This is a genomic window from Variovorax sp. 01T439_2 (genome assembly GCF_056398445.1).
The window spans coordinates 1-2,422 of the sequence record NZ_JBFTPJ010000898.1 but is presented as its reverse complement, the minus strand read 5'-3'; the positions used below and the strand labels follow the sequence as shown (position 1 = coordinate 2,422).

2 protein-coding genes are annotated in these 2,422 nt (G+C 69.8%); both read left to right on the top strand.

The window, feature by feature from the left end:
* Positions 1-1,359: UDP-N-acetylmuramoyl-L-alanine--D-glutamate ligase (gene murD / locus AC1DOC_RS29480; protein ID WP_478131104.1), on the top strand; the 1,359-nt coding region annotated here is incomplete at its 5' end.
* Positions 1,356-2,422, top strand: a 1,067-nt coding sequence (locus AC1DOC_RS29475; protein ID WP_478131103.1) for a peptidoglycan glycosyltransferase FtsW, incomplete at its 3' end; no start/stop codon positions are given. The genes murD and AC1DOC_RS29475, both read left to right, overlap by 4 nt.

Below are 2,422 nucleotides of genomic sequence, written 5' to 3'. Positions count from 1 at the left end.
GGCCAGCCCTACGTCCCCACGGCCGCCAGGGAGGCCGCCGAGTTCGTCGCCAAGATCGCCGAACTCTCCGCCACCAACCCGGCCTCCGCCGCGGTCGAGGAAGAAGACACGCCGCAGCTCAAGCTGGTGCCGATCGAGGAGCCGCCGGCGCCCAGGGGCTACACGCCCGCGGTGCTCGCCGTCACCGGCACCAACGGCAAGACCACCGTCACCGCGCTCACCGGCCAGCTGGTCGAGCGCGCGGGCAAGAGCGTGGCCGTGGCCGGCAACATCGGCCCGACGCTGCTCGACACCCTGGCCGCGCACATCGATGCCGAGACGCTGCCCGATGTCTGGGTGCTCGAGCTCTCGAGCTTCCAGCTCGACGGCGTGCAGGGCTTCGAGCCGACTGCCGCCACCGTGCTCAACCTCACGCAGGACCATCTCGACTGGCATGGCGACATGCCGGCGTACGCATCGGCCAAGGCGCGCATCTTCGGCACGCAGGGCCTCATGGTGCTCAACCGCGACGACCCCGGCGTGATGGCCATGCTGCCCGCGCCTGTCAAGGTGAAGCTGCAGCGCCCGCAGGTCCGCGCCCATATCACCTTCGGCGCCGCGATGCCGCTGCGTCCGGGCGACTACGGCATCGAGCGCGTCAACGGCATGGCCTGGCTGGTGCGTGCACTCGAGGCCGACGAAACGCAGAAGCGCAAGCGCGGCGCAGTGGTCGAGGAAGAAATCTTCCTGCAGCGCCTGCTGCCCGCCGACGTGCTGCGCATCCGCGGCCGCCACAACGCGATGAACGCGCTGGCGGCGCTCGCGCTGGCCAGCGCCGCCGGCTGCCCGCTTGGACCCATGCTCTACGGCCTGCGCGAATACCGCGGCGAGCCGCACCGCGTGGAGCCAATTGCCATCGTCGATGAGGTCGAGTACTTCGACGACAGCAAGGGCACCAACGTCGGCGCGACGGTCGCCGCGCTCAACGGCCTGGGCGAAGACCGCCGCGTGGTCGTCATTCTTGGCGGCGAGGGCAAGGGCCAGGACTTCGAACCGCTGGCCGCGCCCGTGGCGCAGTACGCGCGCGCCGTGGTGCTGATCGGCCGCGATGCGCCGCTGATCGAGCAGGCGCTGGCGGCCACCGGCGCTTCGCTGATGCATGCCGGCTCGATGCAGGAGGCCGTCAAGCTGGCCGCCGCGCGCGCCAACCCCGGCGATGCCGTGCTGCTGTCGCCGGCCTGTGCGAGCTTCGACATGTTCAAGGACTACGAGCACCGCGCGGCCGTGTTCCGCGAGGCCGTGCAGGCGCTCGAGGACGAGCCTCGCATGGCCGGCCCGTCGTCGAACGATGCCGATTTTTCTTCGGGAGGTCCGGCTTGAACACCACGGCCGCAGGCGCCACGCCCAACGCGAAGACCAGCCGTTTCGGCGGCTGGTTCAGCCGCGCGCGCAGCGGCATCGACTCGCTGCCCGTGCACCTGCCGGTGCGGCTGGGCGGCGCCGGTGTCACGCAGACCAAGGCCGCGCCGATGCGCGTGCTCGGCTTCGACCAGGCGCTGGTCTGGGTCACGGTCGCGCTGCTCACCTGGGGCCTGGTGATGGTGTATTCGGCCTCCATCGCGCTGCCGGACAACCCGCGCTTCGCCCRTGCGGGCTACAGCGCATCGTTCTTCCTCACGCGGCATGCGGCCTCGGTGGTGTTCGCGTTCATTGCGGCGCTGCTGGCCTTCCAGATTCCCATGAAGACCTGGGAGCGCGCCGCGCCCTGGCTCTTCGTGGCCTCGCTGCTGCTGCTGGTGGCGGTGCTCATTCCGCACATCGGCATCAACGTCAACGGCGCGCGGCGCTGGCTGCCGCTGGGCTTCATGCGCTTCCAGCCGTCCGAGCTCGCCAAGCTCGCGATGGTGCTCTATGCCGCCAGCTACATGGTGCGCAAGATGGAGATCAAGGAGCGCTTCTTCCGCGCCGTGCTGCCGATGGGCGTGGCGGTGGTGGTGGTGGGCATGCTGGTGATGGCCGAGCCCGACATGGGCGCGTTCATGGTGATTGCCGTCATTGCCATGGGCATCCTGTTCCTGGGCGGCGTGAACGCACGCATGTTCTTCGTGATCGCGGCGCTGGTGGTGGTGGCCTTCGGCACCATCGTCGCCTCCAGTTCGTGGCGCCGCGAGCGCATCTTCGCGTACCTCGATCCGTGGAGCGAGGAGCATGCGCTGGGCAAGGGCTACCAGCTGTCGCACTCGCTGATCGCCATCGGGCGCGGCGAGATCYTCGGCGTCGGGCTGGGCGGCAGCGTCGAGAAGCTGCACTGGCTGCCCGAGGCGCACACCGACTTCCTGCTCGCGGTGATCGGCGAGGAGTTCGGCCTGGTCGGCGTGCTGCTGATCATCGGCCTGTTCCTCTGGCTCACGCGCCGCATCATGCACATCGGCCGCCAGGCGAT